The sequence below is a fragment of the Streptomyces sp. NPDC003077 genome (genome assembly GCF_040611095.1).
Classification (GTDB): domain Bacteria; phylum Actinomycetota; class Actinomycetes; order Streptomycetales; family Streptomycetaceae; genus Streptomyces.
Genome location: NZ_JBEXNM010000005.1, coordinates 37,672 through 55,388, shown reverse-complemented (window position 1 = coordinate 55,388; position 17,717 = coordinate 37,672). Strand labels below are relative to the sequence as shown.

The window sequence follows — 17,717 nt, the reverse complement described above, 5'->3', positions numbered from 1 at the left end:
CGGGCTTAAGGGAGCGGCGTTCGACCACCGCCCTATGGGAGCGGCGTTCGACGCGCCGTCCTACGGGAGCGGCGTTTATCGCACCGCCCTACGGGAGCGGCGTACCACCGGTGGCGTTGACGACCTCGGCGGTGATGTAGCTCGCCTGTGGCGAGGCCAGGAACACGTAGGCCGGTGCCATCTCGGCCGGCTGGGCGGCCCGCCCCAAGGGGGTGTCCGCGCCGAACTGCGAGGTCTCGGGCATGGTCGACGGGATGAGCGGGGTCCACACCGGCCCGGGGGCGACCGCGTTGACCCGGATCCCGCGGTCCGCCACCCCTTGGGCCAGGCCCTGGGTGAAGGTGACGATGCCGCCCTTGGTGGTCGCGTAATCCAGCAGCTGCGGGGACGGCTGATACGCCTGGACCGATGTCGTGTTGATGATGCTGCCCCCTGCCGGAATGTGCGGCAGCGCCATCTTGCAGAGCCAGAACATGCCGTACAGGTTCGTCCGCAGCACCCGGTCGAACTGCTCGGTGCTGATGCCCTCGATTCCCTCCGACTGGACCATTTGATAGGCCGCGTTGTTCACCAGGACGTCGATCCGGCCGAATTCCCGCACCGCGCGGTCCACCAGGCTCCGGCATTCCGATTCCTCGCGGTTGTCGCAGGAGACGGCGACCGCGCGGCGGCCCGCTTCCTCGACCAGGCGGACGGTTTCCCGCGCGTCGTCCTTTTCCTCGTCCAAATGGCTGAACAGTACGTCCGCGCCTTCCCTGGCGAACGCCACCGCCACCGCTCGCCCGATGCCCGAATCGCCGCCGGTGATGACGGTCCGCTTGTCCCGCAACAGGCCGTGGCCCTCGTAGGAACTCTCGCCGTGATCGGGCCGTGGATCCATCCGGTCGGTGCGGCCCGGATGCGGCTGGTCCTGCTGGGGGAATTCGGGACGCGGATAGCGTGTGGTCGGATCCCGCTGTTCCTGTTGGTGCTGGTCCTTGTGCATGAGAAGCCTCCGGAAAGGGCCACTGGTGCGCTGATCGGGTGCCCTCGGCGGCCACGGGAAAACCGGCGGCACGGTGATCGGGCGGCATGCGGGGCGGGCATCCGGACAGGGCGGAAACGGGGACTCCGACGCGGCCCGAAGTGATGAGCGCGCGGGGCGGGCGTGCGTCCGGAGGGGGTGGGTCCGGGGGTCGGGCCCGGCTCCAGCGCACTGATCGAAATGACCATGGCCGGACATGTTTGTGCCCAGCGCACCGGGTGACCCGAAAAGGCAGCCGTCCTGCTCCGCCGGAGCAACGCCCGGGTAGTCAACGGAAGGGACACGCACATGCCGGCCCTTGCCGTGCTGGTTCCCCTGGTGATGTTCGCCCTGCTGATCGCTCTGGGCCGGTACGAGGACCTGATGCTGCCTCCCGGCCGCCGCGTCGCCGACAAGGCGCTCGGGGCCATCCCCGCCCGCCGCTCCCGCCATCGGCGGTCCCGGCTCGGCGGCGCCGCGCTGACCGCGGTGGGCGCCCGCAGTGCGTGCGCGCACCGCCCCGGGTACGGCGGTGAGGCACGGCCCGCCGGCCGCCCGCGGCACGCGATGGGGGAGCCGCCCGACGCGGCGCTCACGGTCGTACGGCGACTGTCCAAGACGTCGCCGGGCCCGCCCGCGCCCGCCGCGCACCACCCGGCGCACCGCCAAGGCGGACGCCAGGGCATAGCCGATGCCATATCCGACGCGATATCCGACGACATATCCGATGGAAACAACGACACACCGGGCCGGTGACCCCTTTACCGGGCTCTCCCCGGCATTCCCGGGTTTCCGGGTCCTCAGGGCATTCCCAGGCTTCCCGGGTCCTTCCGTCTTCCCGGCCCGTTCGATCGAAGGAGCACGTCACCATGCCCAGCGGTTCCAACGCCAAGCGTGAGCGGCAGTACGAGAAGATCAAGCAGAGCGAGGAAAGCCGCGGCGAGCCGCGCGCGAAGGAGATCGCGGCCCGCACCGTGAACAAGGAACGCGCGCGCAGCGGCGAGTCCAAGACCGCCAGCCGTACTTCGACGCAGGACATGTCCTCGTACAAGCGCGGCGGCCAGCGTTCCGGCCACGGCGCCCACGGCCCGACCCGCGATCAGCTTTACGAGGAGGCCAAGAAGAAGCGTGTCAAAGGCCGTTCGTCGATGACGAAGGACGAACTGGCGAAGGCGGTCGGCAAGGGCTGACGAGAGGCCCGGAGATCCGGTGCGCGCACGGACAGCGCCGGTACGCGCGCGGACGGACCCGGCCGCCGAAACCACCCCCGACAAACACCCGGCAAACCCCTGACAACCCGCCGGAAAGGACCCGCGTGACTCCTCCCAAGAAGAAGAACGAAGGCGTCTTCGACGAGGTGCTGGACGAATTCGAGAACGCGGAACTGCGGGACGTGGAGGACATGGAGCACCCCCGCCGGAACGCCCGCGGCAAGAAGTACTTCGTCGGCGGCGACCCGCAGACCACCGGTGATTCCGCGCAGAAGTCCGCGGAGGAGAACGCCCGGGAGGGCATGGACGACGAGGGCGGCCGGCGAGGCGGCTGACCTCCGTGCTCCCCGTACGCCGCCCTATTGCCAGCCGGCTGACGTGCTTCTACGGTCGATGTTCCCCGCGACCGCCCCTGGAGGAGCGGTCGGTGACGCGGCGCCGCGGGCAGCGGACCGGCCGGGTGCGGGGCGGCGGCCGGCTCCCTGGTGACGCTCCGGTGTCACCGGCGCCGAGGGCGCGAAGGGAGCTGGGAAGATGAGCCGTACGGTCATCCGGGGCGGGCTGGTCATCACCGCGGCCGACGAGATCCACGCCGACGTCCTGGTGGAGGACGGGCGCGTGGTGGCCCTCGCGGCGCACGGCAGCGAGTACGCGGAGGGCTGGCGCGGCGGCGCGGCCCGCACGTTCGACGCCACCGGCAAGTACGTCATCCCGGGCGGCGTGGACGCGCACACGCACCTGGACTTCCCCTTCGGGGGCACGTACTCCTCCGACACCTTCGAGACCGGCACCCGCGCCGCCGCCTGGGGCGGCACGACGACGTTGATCGACTTCGCCGTCCAGGCGCGCGGCCAGGCGCTGCGCGAGGGGCTGGACCGGTGGCACGCCAAGGCCGACGCGCAGTGCGCCGTCGACTACGCGTTCCACATGATCATGTCGGACGTGAACCCGCACTCGCTCAAGGAGATGGACCTCCTGGTGGAGGAGGGCATCACCTCGTTCAAACTCTTCAGCGCTTACCCCGGCGTGCTCTACAGCGACGACGGACAGATCCTGCGCGCCCTCCAGCAGGCCGCCGGCAACGGCGGTCTGATCATGATGCACGCCGAGAACGGCCTCGCCATCGACGTCCTGGTGGAACAGGCGCTGGCCGAAGGCCGTACCGACCCCCGGTACCACGGCGAGGTGCGGCACGTCCTGCTCGAAGCCGAGGCCACCCACCGGACGATCCAGCTCGCCCGGGTCGCGGGCGCGCCGCTGTACGTCGTGCACGTCTCCGCCGAGGAGGCCGTCGCCGAGCTCGCCCGCGCCCGGGACATGGGGCTGCCCGTCTTCGGCGAGACCTGTCCGCAGTACCTGTTCCTGTCCACCGACAACCTCGCCGAGCCGGATTTCGAGGGCGCCAAGTACGTGTGCAGCACGCCGCTGCGCCCCCGCGAACACCAGGCGGCCCTGTGGCGGGGCCTGCGCACCGACGACCTCCAGGTCGTCTCCACCGACCACTGCCCCTTCTGCTTCCGGGGGCAGAAGGAACTCGGCCGCGGCGACTTCTCCAAGATCCCCAACGGGCTGCCCGGCGTCGAGCACCGCATGGACCTGCTCCACCAGGCCGTCCTGGACGGTCACATCAGCCGCCGCCGCTGGATCGAGCTGGCCTGCGCCGCCCCGGCCCGGATGTTCGGCCTCTACCCCAAGAAGGGCACCATCGCCCCCGGTTCGGACGCCGACCTGGTCGTCTACGATCCCGCCGCCCGCCACGTCCTGTCCGCCGAGACCCACCACATGAACGTCGACTACTCGGCGTACGAGGGCAAAGAGATCACAGGCCGGGTCGAGACCGTCCTCTCCCGGGGCGAGGTCGTCGTCGACGCCGGGCAGTTCACCGGACGCGCCGGACACGGGCAGTACGTACCGCGGGGGCTGTGCCAGTACGCCGGGTAGGGCCCCGCGGGCGCGTGGGGCGTCGCCGGTCACCGATCCCGTACACCGACAGGGAGGGAAGTCGCCGTGGACTTCGGAGTGGTGCTGCAGACCGACCCGCCCGGATCGGCCGTCGTCGGCCTGATGCGCCGGGCCGAACGCCAGGGCTTCCGCTACGGCTGGACCTTCGACTCGTCCGTGCTGTGGCAGGAACCGTTCGTCATCCACGGCCGCATCCTGGAACACACCGACCGCCTGATCGTCGGCCCGATGGTCACCAACCCCGCCACCCGCGCCCTCGAAGTCACCGCCTCCACCTTCGCCACCCTCAACGAGATGTACGGCAACCGCACGGTCTGCGGCATCGGCCGCGGCGACTCCGCGCAGCGGGTGGCGGGCCGCCGCCCGACCACGCTCGCCCAGGTCGGAGAGGCGATCCGGGTCATCCGCGACCTCGCCGAGGGCCGGGAGACCGAGATCGGCGGCCGTACGCTGCGCATCCCCTGGGTGCGCGACGGTCGGCTCCCCGTCTGGATGGCCGCGTACGGGCCCAAGGCGCTCGCGATGACCGGCGAGCTGGCGGACGGCTTCATCCTCCAGCTCGCCGACCCGTTCCTGACCGAGTGGATGGTCAAGGCCGTCCGCAAGGCCGCGGCCGACGCCGGTCGCGACCCGGACGCGGTGACGGTGTGCGTGGCGGCCCCCGCGTACGTGGGCGAGGACCTCGCCCACGCGCGGGAGCAGTGCCGCTGGTTCGGCGGCATGGTCGGCAACCACGTCGCCGACCTGGTGAGCCGCTACGGCGAGCACTCCGACGTCGTCCCCGAGGCGCTGACCTCGTACATCAAGGCCCGGCAGGGCTACGACTACGCGCACCACGGCCGCGCCGGCAACCCGGACACCGCCTTCGTGCCCGACGAGATCGTGGACCGCTTCTGCCTCCTGGGCCCCGCCGAGGAACACATCCGCAAGCTGCGCGCCCTGCGTGATCTGGGGGTGGACCAGTTCGCGCTGTACGCGATGCACGACGCGAAGGAGTCGACCATCGACGCGTACGGGGATGTGGTGATCCCGGCGCTGGCATGAGCACGGGGCCGCCTTCCCGCAGATGGTGGCCCCGGCCGCCCTACGGCTGACTACGGCCTGGAGTCCCACGCCGACGCGCCGGCCACCGCCCTGCGCACGGCCGGGGCGACCCGGGCCGGTGTCATCGGGCACAGCATGGGCGGCGCGGTGGCCATCGTGCCGGCCGACCGTCATCCGGATCTGGTGGCCCGGCTCATGCCGGCGGAGCCCGACCTGGCCTGGACCCGGTCGCGGTGGCGGACAAGCCCGGCAGCAGTGGTATCGCCACCTACTCGGAAGCCGGGTTCCCCGACGGCGGCTTCGCTCGCGGAGACCCTGGACCGGGTGGACCCCGGCTGGGCGGTCACGATGCGGTTCGCGGACCCGTCGGCCGTGCTCCGCGGACCGATGCCGCAGATGACGAGCCCGCAGTCCGCAGTCCGCAGACGGCTGCCGTAGGTGTGGTGCGGACGGTGCGCAGGCCGGGGCATGACCCCCGCCTTACGGCACGCGGGCAGTCCACTCCTGGCTGCTGTACTTCGTGGCGGCCAGTTCCTCGGCGCGGGCCATCTCCTCCGGCGTGACCTGGCCCACCGTCAGCCCGTAGCGGTTGCGGAAGGAAGTGATCATTCGGTCGATGACGGCTTCGCGGGGGAGGCCGGTCTGGCGGCGAAGGGGGTCGACGCGCTTTTTGGCGGACTTGGTGCCCTTGTCGGACATCTTCTCCTTGCCGATGCGCAGGACGTCCAGCATCTTGTCGGCGTCGATGTCGTAGCTCATGGTGACGTGGTGCAGAACGGCGCCGGACGTACCGCCCGGGCCGACCATGCGCTTCTGGGCAGCGCCGGCGATCTTGCCGACCTCTGTCGCGATGTCGTTGAGAGGCTGGTACCAGGCCTTGATACCCATGTCGCCGAGGGCGGCGAGGACCCAGTCGTCGAGGTAGGCGTAGGAATCGGCGAAGGAAAGACCGGAAACGAGGGAAGCCGGAACCGAAAGCGAATAGGTGATGGTATTTCCCGCCTCCACGAACATGGCACCCCCTCCGGAGATGCGGCGGACGACGGTGACGTCGTGGCGGGCTGCGCCTTCGGGGTCGACCTCGTTGCGGAGGGACTGGAAGCTGCCGATGATCACGGCGGGGGCGCCCCATTCCCACACGCGCAGGGTCGGCGGGCGGCGGCCCGCGGCGACCTCGGCGGTGAGGACTTCGTCCAGGGCCATGTGGAGGGCGGGGGTCTGCGGGGGCTCGTGGATGAGCTGCCAGTCGTAGTCGGTCCAGTCCGTGGCCTGGGCCAGGGCCCGTCGTACGGCGACGGCGACACCCTCGGCCGTGATGCCGTACATGACGGTGCCCTCGGGCAGGGACGCCTCGACGCGGGCGGCGAGCCCGGCGGCGTCGGTGTCGGCGGAGGCGCCTTCGAGCGCCTGGTTGATGGCGGTGATGGCCTCGTCGGGCTCCAGGAAGAAGTCACCCGCCACCCGGACATCGCGCAGGACGCCGTCCTGGTTCTCCAGGTCGACCACGACGAGCTTGCCGCCGGGAACCTTGTACTCGCCGTGCATATATGCCTCCGTTGCCATGAACCGCTTCTACGGTAACGCGGTCGAAGGAATTCCTTTCTCCGGCCTCACTTCCGGGAGTGGGACGGAGTAAGCGGACGATTGGGCGCGGAACGCGAGGTTATTCCGGACTCCCCGATGTTCTCTGCTCTTTCGGGTCGCCGATAGCGCCGGAAAGCCACTCGGCCGGACCGGACGGTGGCCGCGGCGCTTGGCGTACGCGTTCCCGAACCGGGAGCTGGGCCGCCGAGTGGGGGGTGCTCGGCGTCAGCCGTCTCCACTACACGATCGCGACCGGGGAGATCACCTCCAAGGGAGGCGCCGGGGCGTACGCCCTCAAGACCTTCGGTGACACCTGGGAGCCCGTCCTCGCCGAGGCGCTGCGGCTGCGCCGGGGCGAGCCCGGCCCATCCCGCTTCCGCACGGCCTTCCGGCGTCGGCGGGCCGTCACGGACTATGTGGCGATGGTGATCGAGGACGCGGTGGGGTGAGGGTCCCCGAGGCCGCCGCCCGGCGCGATCCTCGTCCGCATCGCTGATGCACCGTCACCGCCCGGCCGGGTCCTCCCTCTCGTTCCGACTGGATCTTCCCTCCCGCACCGGCCGGTACGTACGATCCCCGGACCGCAAGGCCGGGATGCGGACCACGGGCCCGGGGCGTCCGCCCCGCGCGCCACGGCCCGTGCCACCTTCCCGCGCCGCGGAGCCGCCGCCCAGGACCGAGGAGGAACCCACCCCGTGTTCACCACCCGCCCGACCCTGCAAGGCACGTTCGGCATGGCCTCCACCACGCACTGGCTGGCCTCCCAGTGCGCGATGGCCGTCCTGGAAGACGGCGGCAACGCCTATGACGCCGCCGTGGCGGCCGGGTTCGTACTGCACGTGGTCGAGCCGCATCTGAACGGCCCGGCGGGCGAGGTGCCGATCCTGCTGGCGCCGGCGGACGGCGGGGTGCGCGTCCTGTGCGGGCAGGGCCCGGCCCCGGCCGGCGCGACCGTGGCGCACTACACCGCGCTGGGGCTCGACCTCGTCCCCGGCACCGGGCCGCTCGCCGCCGCCGTCCCGGGCGCGTTCGACGCGTGGATGGTGCTGCTGCGCGACTACGGCACCAAGTCGCTCGCCGACGTCCTGAAGTACGCCATCGGGTACGCGCGGGACGGGCACCCGGCCGTCGAGGGGGTCGGCGCGACCGTGGAGACGGTCCGCGCGCTGTTCGAGGACGAATGGACCTCCTCCGCCGAGGTCTACCTTCCCCGGGGGAAGGCCGTCGCGCCGGGCGGCCTCCTGAAGAACCCGGCGCTGGCCGCCACCTGGACCCGCCTGATCAAGGAGGCGCGGGCCGCGTCGGCGGACCGTGAGGGACAGATCGACGCCGCCCGGCGGGTGTGGCGCGAGGGCTTCATCGGGGAGGCGCTCGCCGCTTTTGCCGCCCGCCCCGCCATGGACACCTCCGGGGAACGCCACGCGGGCACGCTGACCGGTGACGATCTCGCGGCCTTCAGGGCCACGTACGAGGACCCGGTCACCTACGACTGGAACGGCTGGACCGTGGCCAAGGCAGGCCCCTGGTCGCAGGGACCGGTGCTGCTCCAGCAGCTCGCGCTGCTGCCGGCGGAACTGCCCGCCTACGGTTCGGCGGAGTACGTCCACCTGCTCGTCGAGGGCGGCAAGCTCGCCATGGCGGACCGCGAGGCGTGGTACGGGGACGCCGCCGAGGTGCCGTTGGGGACCTTGCTCGGCACGGAGTACAACGCCGGCCGCCGGGCGCTGATCGGGCCGGACGCGTCCTACGAACTGCGCCCCGGCCGGCCGGACGGGCGCGTGCCCCGGCTGAGCGCGCACACGCTGGCGGTCGCGGGGGGCGGGGGCGGTGTGGGGGCCACGGCCCCGGGCGCGGGGGAGCCGACCGTGGCCCGGAACGGGGCGGCGGTGAGCGTCCCCGCGGGCCGGGGGGAGAGCGGCGGAGCGGGGGAGGAGGTGGCCGAGCCGTCCGTCGTCGCCCCGTCCGAGCCGCCCGTCGTCGCCCCTGAGGTCGACCGCAGTGGGGCCACTCGCGGTGACACCTGCCACATCGACATCGTGGACCGCTGGGGCAACATGGTCTCGGCCACGCCGTCCGGGGGCTGGCTCCAGTCCAACCCGGTCGTTCCGGGCCTCGGCTTTCCCCTCGGGACGCGGCTCCAGATGGCGTGGCTGGAGGAGGGGCTGCCCAACTCCCTGACCCCCGGCCGCCGCCCGCGCACCACCCTCACGCCGTCGCTCGCCCTGCGCGACGGCGTGCCGGTCATGGCCTTCGGCACCCCCGGGGGCGACCAGCAGGACCAGTGGCAATTGCACTTCTTCCTGGCCGTCGCGTTGCGCCCCATGGTGCGGGGCGGCCTCGATCTTCAGGGCGCCATCGACGCCCCGAACTGGCACCAGGAGTCCTTTCCCGGCTCGTTCTTCCCGCGGGTGATGCGGCCCGGCGGGGTCACCGTCGAGTCCCGGCTCGACGCCGCGATCGTCGCGGACCTGCGGCGCCGCGGACACCGGGTGACCGTCGGCGGCCCGTGGTCGGAGGGCCGGTTGTGCGCGGTGGCCCGGGACCCGGAGACGGGCGTGCTGTCCTCCGCGGCCAATCCGCGCGGCATGCAGGGGTACGCGGTGGGGCGGTAGGCGCCTCGTCCGGACGTGCGGGAGCGGTGCGGGGAGCGGGAGGGCGAGGTGGCGCGGGGGAGCGTGAGGGAGTCGGGGAGCTTGCGCACACCGCCGGAGGAAGTAAGGAAAGTGGGGAAAGCCGCTTTTGGGGCGAGAGGACTGCTTTCTTCCGCGTCGCCATACAGTAGAAGAAGGCCGCGTCGTCCTCGGCGGCCTCGTCCCGCACCCGGCGTGCCCCGCGACCACCCACCGCACACGGCGCACCGCCCCCGGCCTCGGAGTTCTCATGCACCGCCCCTCTCCCGCCCCCGGCGGCGGCTCCCCCGACGCCGCCCAGGAGGCCCTTTTCGGCTGGTCGGACGTGCTGCCGGGGCAGGGCGCCGGGCCGTCGGAGGCGATGTTCCGGGACGGTCCCGAGGCGGCCCGGCTGCTCCCCATCCGGGAGATCTACGCCGAACCGGGGGCCGCGGCCTCCGAGCGGGGCCGGGAGATCCTCGCCCGGTTCCCCGACGTGCGGCGTATCGAGGTGCCCTCGCATTGGGGCATCCCGGAGCTCCACGGCAATGAGGGGAATGTTCGCCGGTGGGTGCGCGTCAAGGGTGGGACGCTGGTCCTGGGGGAGAAGAAGACCCTCGCCACCCGCCCCAACGGCCGGTCGGCCGACTGGATCGCCCCGGGCCCTTCCAACGGATGCGCCCTGGCCTGCGCGTACTGCTACGTGCCGCGCCGCAAGGGGTACGCCAACCCGATCACCGTCTTCACCAACATCGATCGCGTCATCGGCCACCTCGGACGCCATATCGCCAAACTGGGGCCCAAGCCGGAACCGAACCAGTGCGATCCGCAAGCCTGGGTCTATGACATCGGCGAGAACGGGGACTGCTCGGTGGACGCGCTGATCTGCGACAACACGGCGGATCTCGTGCGTGCCTTCCGTCAGTGGCCGACCGCCAAGGCGTCCTTCGCCACCAAATTCGTCAATCCCGACCTGCTGAGACTCGATCCGCGCGGGCGCACGCGCATCCGGTTCTCGCTGATGCCGCCGCAGGACGCGCGACTGCTGGACCTGCGGACCAGTCCGGTCGAGGAGCGCATCGGGGCGGCGGCGGACTTCGTGGCGGCCGGGTACGAGGTGCACTTCAATTTCTCGCCCGTGGTGGTGCGGCCGGGCTGGCGGGAAGCGTGGGCCGATCTCCTGCGGCGGATGGACGACGTCCTGCCGGCGGCGGTGAAGGAACAGGCGGCCGTCGAAATCATCATGCTCACCCACAACCGCGCACTGCACCAGGTGAATACGGGCTGGCATCCGCGTGGCGAAGAGGTGCTCTGGCAGCCGGGCATTCAGGAGGCCAAGCGCTCGGAGAACGGGAGCGAGAACGTCCGATATCGGCCCGGAGTCAAAGGGCCCGCCGTCGAGACGCTGCGTGGTCTGGTGGCGGCTCATGCGCCGTGGCTGCGCATTCGGTACGCCTTTTGAGCGGGGACCTTTTAGGGCCCGTCCCGGCGCCAGGAGGAAAGCCCCGGGGAGGGGAATGCCTCACGGATGGGGAATGCCCCGGTCCCTCGCGGGGGCCGGGGCATTCCGATGTGCGCGGCCACGGTGGATGCCGGAACGTGGGGTCACGCCCCGTCATCCGGGAACCGTCAGCCGGTGAGCTGCGACTTCAAGTGGGCGTGGAGCGAGGCCGGGGAGCCCTCCAACAGCTGCTCGACGACTTCGGTCTCGATCACCCGCTGCCCGGGACCGGGCACGACCCCGACGCTCTCGGGTGCGCCTTCGCCCTCACCGGCGCCGGATACCTGGGTGGTGCCCAGGACGTTGCCGGCCTCGTCGAGCAGTACCTGGATTTTCGCCATGATCAGGTCACCCCTCCGCCGCGCCAGATGTATGAGGCGACGGTGGCACCGCCGTTGCGGAGCGTCGCCCGGTAGCTGAGCTGCCCCGCGGCGCCGGTCGCCTCGCCGAACGTGTTGGTGTAGAGGAGGGCGTTGTTGCTGGTCGGACGGGCCTGGATGAACTGCGGCCCGACGTCGGCACCCCCCGAGAAGGTGAAAGTGAATTCCTGGGTAACTCCTGGCGCAATGGTGCCGCCAGGGATCGTCCATGCCATGCGAACTCCTCCGTAGCAGAGTCATCGCTTGCGTACTCCCGCCCCGTGGAACCGAAGCAGGAAGGCCAGAATCACCTCTGGACAAGCGGCAATCAAGAGGAATTCTGTATTCAGACCGTATTTGCCGTGGATCTCATCCCTATAACGTTGCCAGGATATGCGTTCACGCGATACGGGAGAGGGCTGGAAAACGCAGAGGAGGCCACCGCTCAAGGCCCATAATGCGAGCCACCGGTGAGCAGTGTGATGGCCCTCTGGCGCTCCCTGGAAAACTCCGCATGCGGTGCCGTATTGACGGAATTTCTTCCGCTTTAAAATTAAACCTCCCTGGGGAATGGGAGAGGGGAATTCCGCAGATCGGGCAGCGGGTGCGGGACTTCCCGGACCGGCTGGGACGCGCGTGCGCAGGGGTTTGCCAGGCCGCCCCGGGCACTTCGTACGACGGCCCGCGCTCGCCGTCCCGGCGGAGGGCCGCACCCGCGCACGGCGGCTAGAAAAACGTAGACGCCCTCCGCATGCGTAGACACCCCACGACACCCCGCCCGCGCGGTACGACGCCGCCCGCGCGCCCGCGCTCGCCCCGGAATCCGCTGTTCACCTCCCGTCCAGGCTCGATGTCAGTGGCGCGTGGTTCGATGGACGCATGATCGAGGCAACATGTATGGACACAGGAGACACGACGGGAACTGACGAGTCGCGCGCGGTGGACGCCACCGGCGCGCACGGGGTGACGGGTACCGGCACGGGCCCGGCGGGCGGACACGAGGCCGTGGCGCGGGCCGTGGACGCGGCGGCGGTCGAGGCCGCGATACGGGAGGCGGTCGCCGCCGAGGTCGTCCCGCGTTTCCGGCAGCTCGCCGACGACGAGGTCGTCCAGAAGAACGGCCCGCACGACCTCGTCACCACCGCCGACCGCCTCGCCGAGGAACGGCTCACCGTGTCCCTGACGGCGCTGCTCCCCGGCTCGGTCGTGGTCGGCGAGGAAGCGGTGCACGCCGACCCCACCGTCCTCGACGCACTGAGCGGCGACGCTCCCGTATGGATAGTCGACCCCGTCGACGGCACCCGCCAGTTCGTGCACGGCGACCCCGGCTTCGCCACGCTGGTGGCGCTCGCGCACCGCGGCGAGGTGCTCTCCTCCTGGACGTACGCCCCCGCGCTGGACCTGATGGCGGTCGCCCACCGCGGCCGGGGCGCCCGGCTGAACGGCGCGCCGCTGCGCTCCGGCTCGCCCGCCGCCGGCGCGGTCCTGGAGGTGGCGATCTCGCACTTCGACTTCACCACGGACGAGGAGAAGCGGGTGCTCGCCGCCCTGGAGACCGAGGGGTACGCGCCCCGGCCCTGCGGCTCGGCCGGGCTGGAGTACCTGGCGGTCGCCGAGGGACGGCTCGACGGCCTCGCGTTCAGCTGGGAGAACGCCTGGGACCACGCCGCCGGCCTGCTGCTCGTCCAGGAGGCGGGCGGCGCGAGCGGCACCGTCGCCGGGACGCCGTTTCGCATATCGGGGGGCAACGCGCTGCCCTTCGCCGCCGCCCGGGACGCCGGGACGGCCCGGCGTATCCTCGGACTGCTGGCAGCCGCCAACTGATCCTCAGGGACGGGGATCGAGTCCCCAGGGACGGGGACCGGACGCGAGGGGAGTGGCGCAGGTGCCGAGAGTGCTCGATGCCGTGGTGATCGGGGCGGGACCCAACGGGCTGACCGCCGCCGTCGAGCTGGCCCGGCGCGGCATGACCGTCGAGGTCTTCGAGGCCCGCGAGGCCATCGGCGGCGGCGCCCGCACGGAAGAGCTGACGCTCCCCGGCTTCCGGCACGACCCCTGCTCGGCCGTCCACCCGCTCGCCATAGGGTCGCCCGCCTTCACCGCCATGCCCTTGGAGCGGTACGGCCTGCGGTGGCTGCACCCGGAGATTCCGATGGCGCACCCCTTTCCGGACGGTTCCGCGGCGGTGCTGGCCCGGTCGGTCGGGGAGACCGCCATGTCCTTCGGCCCGCACGACGCCGGGGCCTACCGCAGGCTGGTCACGCCCTTCCTCGGCAAGTGGGACACCCTGGCGGCCGACTTCCTGCGCACCCAGTGGAACGGGCTGCCCCGCGATCCGGTGATGTTCGCGCGCTTCGGCCTGTCCGCCATCCAGCCGGCCGGGCTGCTCGTCCGCCGGTTCCGGGACGAGAAGGCGCGCGGCCTGTTCGCCGGGCTGGCCGCCCACGTCATCGCCCCGACCAGCAGCCTCGGCACCGGCGGCGCCGCCCTGATGTTCGCCCTGGCCGCCCACGCCAACGGCTGGCCCGTGCCGCGCGGCGGCTCCCAGGCGATCCCGGACGCGCTGGCCGGACTGCTGCGGGCACACGGCGGCGTGATCCACACCGGCTTCGAGGTCAAGCGCCTGGACGACCTGCCCCCGGCCCGCGCGTACGTCTTCGACACCTCACCGACCGCCCTGGCCCGGATCGCCGGGCTCGGCGACGCCTACCGCCGGACGCGGTACGGCGCGAGCGCCTTCAAGGTGGACTACGCGCTGTCCGGCCCCGTCCCCTGGAAGTCGCCGGAGGCGCGCCGCGCCGGCACCGTCCACATCGGCCCGACCTTCGGCGAGATCGACGCCGCGCTGCACGCCGCGGTGGACGGCCGCGACCCGTCCGTGCCGTTCCTGATCACCGCCCAGCCGAGCCTGTTCGACCACACCCGCGCCCCCGAGGGCAAGCACACCTTCTGGGCGTACGGCCACGTCCCCAACGGCTGGGAGGGCGACGCCACCGAGGTGATCGAGCGCCAACTGGAGCGGTTCGCGCCGGGCTTCCGCGACCTGGTGCTGGCGCGGTCGGTCGCCGGGCCGCCCGAACTGGCCGCCCGCAACGCCAACTACGTCGGCGGCGACATCGCCACCGGCTCGGCCGAGGGCCTCCGCCTCGTCATCCGCCCCAAACTCTCCCGCGTCCCCTACACCACCGCCCACCCGGCCGTCTTCCTGTGCTCCCAGGCCGTGCCCCCGGGCCCCGGCGTGCACGGCATGTCCGGCCACCACGCGGCGCGGGCGGTGTGGCGCCGCCTGCGTTCCGGGCGGGGGACGGGACGATGACCCGCCCCGGGGAGGAATCCCGGGCCGTTGCTCGTATGCGCCGCCGAGCCGTTGCCCCGTACGCACCGCGAGGAGGGCGGGCCCAGACGCCCGGACCAACCACGACGACGCGCCAGAGGGAGGCCACCCCATGACTCCGCCCCACCCCTCGCTCACCCTCGTCCGCGGCGACATCACCGAACAACGGGTGGACGCCATCGTCAACGCCGCCAACTCCTCACTCCTCGGCGGAGGAGGAGTGGACGGCGCGATCCACCGCCGCGGCGGCCCGGACATCCTCGCGGAGTGCCGTGCGCTGCGCGCCGGTCACTACGGACGTGGCCTGCCCACCGGCGCCGCCGTCGCCACCACGGCCGGCCGGCTCCCCGCCCGCTGGGTGATCCACACCGTCGGCCCGCGCTACTCCCCCGAGGAGGACCGCTCGCCGCTGCTGGCCTCCTGCTACCGGGAGTCGCTCCGCGTCGCGGACGAACTAGGCGCCCGCACGGTCGCCTTCCCGGCCGTCTCGACGGGGATCTACGGGTGGCCCATGGAGGACGGCGCCCGGATCGCGGTGGAAACCGTGCGCGCCGCGGACACGCGGGTGGAGGAGGTACGTTTCGTGCTCTTCGGTGCGGGTGCGTATACGGCGTTCGCGTCGTGGGTGGAGTGACGGGGACATCGGGACGTTGGGATGTTGGGACATCGGGGCGTCGGGACGCTCCGGCCCTGACAACGAGGGGCTGGGCCGCCGAATGGCCGGGCCGAAATGGCCAGGCCGAACGCGTCGGAGTGAGCGGCGCGACCGATAGCGACAGGGCGCGGGAGAGCAGAGCCCAGGCACCCAAGAGCCCTATCGGCGTCCGCTCACCGGCAAATTAGGGGCCATGAGGCCTGACGCCGATAGAGGCGGCAGCGGAAGTCCCTACCGATTCGGTCGGCGCGGGAGCGGGTCAGTACAGGCTGGAGAAGAGAACGGTGACCATCTGCGCCGGCTCGTCCGTGTCATTGCGGAAGCTGTGCGGATGGCCCGCCGACCACTGGATGCAGTCACCGGCGCGCAGCACGTGATCCACCCCGTTGTACCGGCACACGAGCGTGCCCTGGGTGACCGTGATGAAGTCCGTGCCCTCGTGCTGGAGTTCCGCGGTCAGTCCGCTGCGGGGCGCGAAATCCCCCGTGACCACCTGGTATCCGAGCTCCGGAGAACGCAGCAGCCGGTAGACGACCCCGGGCGCCCGCTCCAGGACACCCTGCTCCTCCCGGGGAAAGACGGAAGGGGTGGCGCGTCCTCGGCAGAAACCGAGGAACGAGCCGACATCGTGGTCGAAGACCTTGGCCAGACGGCCCAGACGCTCCAGCGCGATGTCGGTCTCGCCCCGTTCCAGCGCGGCCAGGAAGGACACCGACAGTCCGCACTCCGCCGCCACCTGGCGCAGCGACATTCCCCGTTGCGTACGCAGCCGGTGCAGCACCTCGCCGGGAGGGGGGAAACCGAGTTCCGGATCCCGCGCGTCGGCGGTCGGGGCAGAGGGGTCCGGGTCAGCCATGCCCGCATCCTATGCTGCCGCCCGTGCGGCTCCCCGGCGCCCCAACTGAGTTCTGGCGCAGGTCAGGAGCCCGTGGCGCGCCCTGCGCCCTCGCCGAGGCGCGCCACGGGCCCGGCCGATGTGTCCGGTGGCCGGCAGTTGCCATATGGCATTCGGGGAGCCGGCGACACCAGTGGGTGACCGGTGAGGTCCAGCGGGCGGCGACGAGCGCCCGCAGGCGTCACATCACCGGGACGTGCCCACCGTGACGCACCAGGACTTCGACTTCGTCGCTTGCCCGGCCTCGGAACTCGTCAGAACTCGTCCGCCGTGTGCGGCAGTTCTCGCGTGCGGAGGGCCGCGTCCAGTGCCGAGGCGGCGCCGGGCGTGTGCTCGGTCACCAGGCCCGCCGCCACCAGGTGGCGCAGTTCCGTGCCGCCCAGGTAGCAGGCGGCGAGCTCCCGTACGTCCAGAGAGAGGTCCGGTGCGTCGTCCGTAAGGGAGATGGTGGCGCCGGAATGGGCGACGGTGAGGCGGTAGCGACCCGCGTTGGCGGGCACCCCGGCGTCCGTGAGGTCCAGCACCAGGTCGGCAGGCGCGGCCCACGCGCGGGCCCGCAGGGCGGCCGGCACATCGACCAGGCGCAGCCACAGCGCGCCGAACTCCTGGACCACCCGCACCTGGTCGCGGTCGGCGGCGAAGTGCAGCAGCGGGTCATCCACCGGGCGTCCCCAGGCACGGACCTTGTCCGTCAGGTCGATCGAGGCGACGTAGCGCCACAGGGCCGCCGCCGTGGCCGGCGAGTCGGCCTCCAACTCCTCGACGTACACGACGCCGGGGGTCCCGTTGTCGTCGTCGGACCCCAGGGTGCGGTACAGCACGTATCCGGCCGGCGGTTCCCCGTTCCGGCCGCCGCCGATCGTGACGACGCGCGGCGGGCTGAGGTCCTCGTTCTCGTCTCTCTTCTCCCGCAGGATGTGCGTACGCCACCAGAAGTCGTCGCGCCCGACCCGCCCGGCGCGACGGGCGCGGTGTTCCTCGTGGAGGGCGCCGATCACCGCCGGCGCGTCCTGCGGCGGGACCAGCCGCAGGGGGCGGTCGTCAGGCTCGATCCGCAGGGCGAGCGGTCGACTGGAGTCGATTTCGATGGTGTAGGAGCGAGTGGCGGGATCGAAGCCGAAACGTCCGTAAATAGCCGCTTCGGACACCCACAAGGCTGCAAGCGGTTGTTCGGCCGCCGCGCAGCGGCGCCACAGCTCGCGGATCATGCCGCTGAGCACGCCGCGCCGGCGGTGGGTCGGTGCGACCGATACGAACGTGACGCCCGCGCAGGGCAGTTCCCCGCCCGGCACCGACAGTCGCAGCGGGTGGGCGCCCAGGAGGCCGACGAGTTCGTCCCCGTCGTAGGCACCGATGCGGTCGCAGTGAAGCAGGATGTCGCGGTGCGCCTTGCGTCGCTCTTCTTCGGCGTCGTCATGGAAGACGAGGTAGTGCAGGTCCAGGGCGCGGTCCGCGTGCGCTTCCGGGATCGTGCGGAATTCCAGGGTGGTCATGGGGGGAAGCTAACTCCCTTGCCGCGCTACGGCATTCGGTTTTCGGCCGGGAGGGCACGGAATGCGG

General features: G+C 71.8%; 17 protein-coding genes and 1 pseudogene. 12 read left to right on the top strand and 6 right to left on the bottom strand.

All coding sequences use genetic code 11. The features are described from left to right. Window positions 1-88: 88 nt before the first annotated feature. Window positions 89-985: an SDR family oxidoreductase gene (locus ABZX96_RS05405; protein WP_355538212.1), complete on the bottom strand. Its 897-nt coding sequence runs from the start codon at window positions 983-985 to the stop codon at window positions 89-91. Window positions 986-1,312: 327 nt separating this feature from the next. Here ABZX96_RS05405 and ABZX96_RS05400 point away from each other — a divergent pair, with 327 nt between their 5' ends. From ABZX96_RS05400 to ABZX96_RS05375, 6 genes and pseudogenes are all read left to right on the top strand, one after another. After that, on the top strand, window positions 1,313-1,759 hold the full coding sequence (locus ABZX96_RS05400) for a hypothetical protein (RefSeq protein ID WP_355538209.1): 447 nt from the start codon (window positions 1,313-1,315) through the stop codon (window positions 1,757-1,759). A gap of 113 nt (window positions 1,760-1,872) precedes the next feature. Continuing rightward, window positions 1,873-2,193 carry a plasmid stabilization protein gene (locus ABZX96_RS05395; RefSeq protein ID WP_355538206.1) on the top strand — a complete coding sequence of 107 codons (321 nt, stop codon included), beginning with the start codon at window positions 1,873-1,875 and terminating at the stop codon, window positions 2,191-2,193. A gap of 125 nt (window positions 2,194-2,318) precedes the next feature. Further along, complete coding sequence (locus tag ABZX96_RS05390) at window positions 2,319-2,549, top strand: hypothetical protein (RefSeq protein WP_355538203.1); 231 nt, start codon at window positions 2,319-2,321, stop codon at window positions 2,547-2,549. A 199-nt stretch (window positions 2,550-2,748) separates the two neighbouring features. After that, window positions 2,749-4,155 (top strand): dihydropyrimidinase, encoded by a 1,407-nt coding sequence (gene hydA / locus ABZX96_RS05385; protein ID WP_355538200.1) that lies wholly within the window; start codon window positions 2,749-2,751, stop codon window positions 4,153-4,155. A 66-nt stretch (window positions 4,156-4,221) separates the two neighbouring features. Further along, window positions 4,222-5,220 (top strand): TIGR03842 family LLM class F420-dependent oxidoreductase, encoded by a 999-nt coding sequence (locus tag ABZX96_RS05380; RefSeq protein WP_355538197.1) that lies wholly within the window; start codon window positions 4,222-4,224, stop codon window positions 5,218-5,220. A gap of 48 nt (window positions 5,221-5,268) precedes the next feature. Then, window positions 5,269-5,658 (top strand): annotated as a pseudogene (locus ABZX96_RS05375) (alpha/beta fold hydrolase); the annotation flags it as partial. 42 nt (window positions 5,659-5,700) lie between these two features. On the opposite strand, the gene ABZX96_RS05370 reads toward ABZX96_RS05375, so the two are convergent. Further along, on the bottom strand, window positions 5,701-6,765 hold the full coding sequence (locus tag ABZX96_RS05370) for a biotin/lipoate A/B protein ligase family protein (RefSeq protein ID WP_355538616.1): 1,065 nt from the start codon (window positions 6,763-6,765) through the stop codon (window positions 5,701-5,703). A gap of 254 nt (window positions 6,766-7,019) precedes the next feature. Here ABZX96_RS05370 and ABZX96_RS05365 point away from each other — a divergent pair, with 254 nt between their 5' ends. From ABZX96_RS05365 to ABZX96_RS05355, 3 genes are all read left to right on the top strand, one after another. Next, window positions 7,020-7,253: an aminoglycoside adenylyltransferase domain-containing protein gene (locus ABZX96_RS05365; RefSeq protein ID WP_355538194.1), complete on the top strand. Its 234-nt coding sequence runs from the start codon at window positions 7,020-7,022 to the stop codon at window positions 7,251-7,253. Window positions 7,254-7,499: 246 nt separating this feature from the next. Then, window positions 7,500-9,416: a gamma-glutamyltransferase gene (locus ABZX96_RS05360; RefSeq protein WP_355538191.1), complete on the top strand. Its 1,917-nt coding sequence runs from the start codon at window positions 7,500-7,502 to the stop codon at window positions 9,414-9,416. 268 nt (window positions 9,417-9,684) lie between these two features. After that, complete coding sequence (locus ABZX96_RS05355; RefSeq protein ID WP_355538188.1) at window positions 9,685-10,875, top strand: spore photoproduct lyase family protein; 1,191 nt, start codon at window positions 9,685-9,687, stop codon at window positions 10,873-10,875. 167 nt (window positions 10,876-11,042) lie between these two features. Here ABZX96_RS05355 and ABZX96_RS05350 read toward each other — a convergent pair whose 3' ends face one another. Both ABZX96_RS05350 and ABZX96_RS05345 read right to left on the bottom strand, forming a co-directional pair. Beyond that, a complete protein-coding gene (locus tag ABZX96_RS05350; RefSeq protein ID WP_355538185.1) occupies window positions 11,043-11,255 on the bottom strand; it encodes a hypothetical protein in 213 nt (70 codons plus the stop codon). A gap of 2 nt (window positions 11,256-11,257) precedes the next feature. After that, window positions 11,258-11,509 carry a hypothetical protein gene (locus tag ABZX96_RS05345; RefSeq protein ID WP_355538182.1) on the bottom strand — a complete coding sequence of 84 codons (252 nt, stop codon included), beginning with the start codon at window positions 11,507-11,509 and terminating at the stop codon, window positions 11,258-11,260. A gap of 643 nt (window positions 11,510-12,152) precedes the next feature. On the opposite strand from ABZX96_RS05345, the gene ABZX96_RS05340 reads away from it, so the two are divergent. The 3 genes from ABZX96_RS05340 (at window position 12,153) to ABZX96_RS05330 (ending at window position 15,241) form a co-directional block, all read left to right on the top strand. Further along, a complete protein-coding gene (locus tag ABZX96_RS05340) occupies window positions 12,153-13,097 on the top strand; it encodes an inositol monophosphatase family protein (RefSeq protein ID WP_355538179.1) in 945 nt (314 codons plus the stop codon). A 61-nt stretch (window positions 13,098-13,158) separates the two neighbouring features. Further along, window positions 13,159-14,589: an NAD(P)/FAD-dependent oxidoreductase gene (locus ABZX96_RS05335; RefSeq protein ID WP_355538176.1), complete on the top strand. Its 1,431-nt coding sequence runs from the start codon at window positions 13,159-13,161 to the stop codon at window positions 14,587-14,589. Window positions 14,590-14,719: 130 nt separating this feature from the next. After that, window positions 14,720-15,241 carry an O-acetyl-ADP-ribose deacetylase gene (locus tag ABZX96_RS05330; protein ID WP_355538173.1) on the top strand — a complete coding sequence of 174 codons (522 nt, stop codon included), beginning with the start codon at window positions 14,720-14,722 and terminating at the stop codon, window positions 15,239-15,241. Window positions 15,242-15,521: 280 nt separating this feature from the next. Here ABZX96_RS05330 and ABZX96_RS05325 read toward each other — a convergent pair whose 3' ends face one another. Continuing rightward, window positions 15,522-16,118 (bottom strand): cupin domain-containing protein, encoded by a 597-nt coding sequence (locus ABZX96_RS05325; protein WP_355538170.1) that lies wholly within the window; start codon window positions 16,116-16,118, stop codon window positions 15,522-15,524. 293 nt (window positions 16,119-16,411) lie between these two features. Continuing rightward, window positions 16,412-17,650, bottom strand: coding sequence for a GNAT family N-acetyltransferase (locus tag ABZX96_RS05320; RefSeq protein ID WP_355538167.1), 1,239 nt, complete (start codon window positions 17,648-17,650; stop codon window positions 16,412-16,414). Window positions 17,651-17,717 lie beyond the last annotated feature (67 nt).